The organism is Pseudomonas meliae (genome assembly GCF_001400515.1).
Classification (GTDB): Bacteria; Pseudomonadota; Gammaproteobacteria; order Pseudomonadales; family Pseudomonadaceae; genus Aquipseudomonas; species Aquipseudomonas amygdali.
This window is the reverse complement of sequence record NZ_LJQT01000423.1, coordinates 1-2911: the sequence shown is the minus strand read 5'-3', so window position 1 is coordinate 2911 and position 2911 is coordinate 1. Positions and strand designations below refer to the sequence as shown.

General features: G+C 56.0%; 5 protein-coding genes and 1 pseudogene. 1 reads left to right on the top strand and 5 read right to left on the bottom strand.

What is annotated here, in order from left to right:
* From ALO64_RS19390 to ALO64_RS19370, 5 genes and pseudogenes are all read right to left on the bottom strand, one after another.
* Window positions 1-217 (bottom strand): annotated as a pseudogene (locus ALO64_RS19390) (DUF932 domain-containing protein); the annotation flags it as partial.
* 46 nt (window positions 218-263) lie between these two features.
* The gene (locus ALO64_RS19385) at window positions 264-641 is read right to left on the bottom strand and encodes a hypothetical protein (RefSeq protein ID WP_003344294.1); all 378 of its coding nucleotides are present in this window, start codon (window positions 639-641) and stop codon (window positions 264-266) included.
* 459 nt (window positions 642-1100) lie between these two features.
* Window positions 1101-1517 (bottom strand): TrfB-related DNA-binding protein, encoded by a 417-nt coding sequence (locus tag ALO64_RS19380; RefSeq protein ID WP_005734918.1) that lies wholly within the window; start codon window positions 1515-1517, stop codon window positions 1101-1103.
* Window positions 1518-1578: 61 nt separating this feature from the next.
* The gene (locus ALO64_RS19375) at window positions 1579-1866 is read right to left on the bottom strand and encodes a helix-turn-helix domain-containing protein (protein ID WP_005622028.1); all 288 of its coding nucleotides are present in this window, start codon (window positions 1864-1866) and stop codon (window positions 1579-1581) included.
* On the bottom strand, window positions 1866-2204 hold the full coding sequence (locus ALO64_RS19370) for a type II toxin-antitoxin system RelE/ParE family toxin (RefSeq protein ID WP_005760316.1): 339 nt from the start codon (window positions 2202-2204) through the stop codon (window positions 1866-1868). The genes ALO64_RS19375 and ALO64_RS19370 overlap by 1 nt, the downstream gene beginning before the upstream one ends.
* Before the next feature lie 207 nt (window positions 2205-2411).
* On the opposite strand from ALO64_RS19370, the gene ALO64_RS19365 reads away from it, so the two are divergent.
* A partial coding sequence (locus tag ALO64_RS19365; RefSeq protein WP_054991784.1) for a recombinase family protein occupies window positions 2412-2911 on the top strand: 500 nt, incomplete at its 3' end.

Below are 2911 nucleotides of genomic sequence, written 5' to 3'. Positions count from 1 at the left end.
TGGTTGGCGTTGACAGACAGGCCATGAATGGTTCAAATCCTTCGGCGCGCAGCGCATCAAGTACCTGCACGGTCGGGATATACAGATAACGTGCCGACCTGCTATCGTGCGCTTCTTCGGCGAAGATGGAAGGCACATAGTGGGCGATCTGATCGTTGCTCAGTGCGACGTCACTGCGGATCATGCATGGGTTACGGAAGTTGCTGGACATACGCATATTTTTTCTCCTGGTGTAGCGCCCGGACTGACGGGCGCAAGCGGGGTTAAGCGGCGAAAAGGTCGCCCTGGCGGTCGGCGTAGCTGCACCAGCGGGCAAACGATTCGTTGCCGCACCAGGTCTGAATTTTTTCCACGAAGCCTTCACGACGCGCTGTGGTGATTAGCTCGGCGATCACCTCGGCCGAGTCACCCATTTCAAAGCAGTTGTCGAACTGGCGTTCGCCCAGGCCTTCGAAACCGTTGTCCCAAAGTTCATACCGGACTACGGCGTCTGCCAGGTCATGCTTGAACGTCAGCACCAGGAACTCGACGCGGGCATTGAACTTGTGTACCTGGCGACTCAGTTTCAGCAGCTTTTTGCAGATCTCGACCTGACCGCTTGTGAAGCGCTTCATCAGCTGTTGCTTTGCTTGTCTGTTCATTTCGTCCCACCTCTGTGCTGGCTTAGCTGAGTGCCTTTCGCCGATGCGCTTAGGTCGATCGGGCGCATAGGTGCGTGACAAGGGCGCGATGCGAGGCCGCAGCTAAGGGAGCGAAGCGAGTCTGAACGGGGGAGTGTCGCGGGCGCAGCCGAACCCTTGTCAGGTGCCGCGCTCGATCTACCGTCAAGCGCACGGCGAAAGGTGCGCAGCAAAGCCGGCAGGTGATACGGGAGGTACAGGCAGCGACGGCAAGCGGAGCGCGCAAGCCGAGAGGCCGGAGGCGTTAGAGCCGGCTTGCCGGCGAGGATTGAAGCCCGAAGGGGCGAGACGGGCCGGCTTCATGGCCTGGCTCGATGCGCAGCACGAAAGCCCGGCCCTGAGCGCAGCGAAGGGAACGCACATCAGACGTTACCAGCGTTCGAGCTGCACCGAGGCTCAAACAGCCAGGGCACTCCTCTCCTATTGCGATCGAGCAGATCTGAGTGATTGAGCCAAAGCCAGAACGTCACCCGCAGCTGCAGGGGGAAGCCAGGCTTCAACCTTGACCCAATCAGCCGGCAAATCCTCCAGGCGCGCCCGAATGCGTGCCATAAGCCTGTGAACCACCTGCCGGGTCAATCCAGTCTCCAAGGCTGCTTCGGACACGCTGGCACCCATGACCAAGACAAGCCTGGCAGCACTTATCGAGCGATCGGAGAACGCCCGACGTCGATTCTGTCCCGCAAGCACGGCCATGACCCGCTCAAATTCGTCCGCGGCCATCAGGGCGCAGGGTGAAACAGGACTGATCATCCTGATCAATTGGGCAATCTGGGCGTTGCTGTAGTTCTGAGTGATCTTCGTTGCAAGACCAGGCAGGTCAGGATCTACAATCATAGGGGCAGACCAGGCTGAAAGAAGTCAAAACTACAGGAATCGCAACCACATGTAACCTGTATCAAGCTGCAGTTTTGACACTGACTTCAACGTGCATGCCGCCTTGGGCGAGCATGTTGATCAATCGATCCACGCTGAAAAGGTCGATCTTCCCGCGCTGGAGTTCTGAAATGCGGGGTTGCGTTACGTTGAACAGCTGCGCAGCGTCAGCCTGCGAGAGCTGACGCACCTCGATAAAGTCTCGGATAGCCGTCATTAGGCTGGTGCGAATACGCATGTTCTCTGCTTCGGCTGGTGAGTCCTCCAGGGCGTCCCAGACGCTGCTGAAGGCTTGATTTGATTCAGTCATTAGTTCAACTCCTTAGTCAGTTCTTTCATCCGCTTGGCGGCGAGGTCAAGGTCGTGCTTGCTCGTTTTTTGCGTCTTCTTTTGGAAGCAGTGCAGGACATAAACCGCCGTCGCGAATTTCGCAATGTAGATCACACGGAAGGCGCCGTGGGCGTCCCTGATCCGTATCTCCTGTGCCCCTGGACCAACGGTCGTCATGGGCTTCCAATCGTCAGGCTCATTGCCCACCTGCACCCTATCCAGCTGAAAGCCGGCCTCACGGCGGGCAGAGATTGGGAACGCTCTCAGGTCGTTTAGAGCTGAGCCCATAAAGATGATTTGTTTGAGGACTTTGTTCATGGACTAATTATACGTGATTACGTATATCTAGTCTCTTTTATTTTACCTGCATTTTTGTCACCACATGGTGCTACTTATTATCGTCAACATAGGGTCTACCCCAAGTGACACGAAAATCAGCACGAACAGATTTCAGCTTTGCGCACTTAACGTACACCCAATTTGATACAATCATTAGACTACACCCAAAATGAGACGGATCTACTGATGTTCATTCGTGCATACCTTCGAGCATCGACCGATGACCAGGACGCAAGTCGAGCGCGCGATTATTTGGAAACGTTTGTCTCCGGCTATGGCAAGGCCATCGCATCGTGCTACATGGAAAATGCCAGTGGCAGCCATGCCGACCGCCCGGAATTAATTCGACTACTCAAAGATGCTCGCCGAGGTGACGTGCTGCTGGTGGAAAGCATCGATCGGCTGTCGCGGATGGATGACCGGGCTTGGCGATCCCTCAAAACAGCAATCGATAACCGAGGCATACGGATCGTCTCTGTGGATCTGCCTACCAGTCATCAAGGCATGACGGCCCAGTCGGGGGACGAGTTCACCGACCGCATGCTGGCGGCCATCAACTACATGATGATCGATATGATGGCCGCCATCGCCAGGAAGGACTATCAACAAAGAAGACTGCGCCAGGCACAAGGGATTGAGAAGGCAAAAGCTTCAGGCGTCTACAAAGGCAGACCCGTAGACGCAGA

Coding starts and splice junctions, on each gene's coding strand:
- ALO64_RS19385 (WP_003344294.1), bottom strand. CDS start 641: ATGAACAGACAAGCAAAGCAACAGCTGATGAAGCGCTTCACAAGCGGT.
- ALO64_RS19380 (WP_005734918.1), bottom strand. CDS start 1,517: ATGATTGTAGATCCTGACCTGCCTGGTCTTGCAACGAAGATCACTCAG.
- ALO64_RS19375 (WP_005622028.1), bottom strand. CDS start 1,866: ATGACTGAATCAAATCAAGCCTTCAGCAGCGTCTGGGACGCCCTGGAG.
- ALO64_RS19370 (WP_005760316.1), bottom strand. CDS start 2,204: ATGAACAAAGTCCTCAAACAAATCATCTTTATGGGCTCAGCTCTAAAC.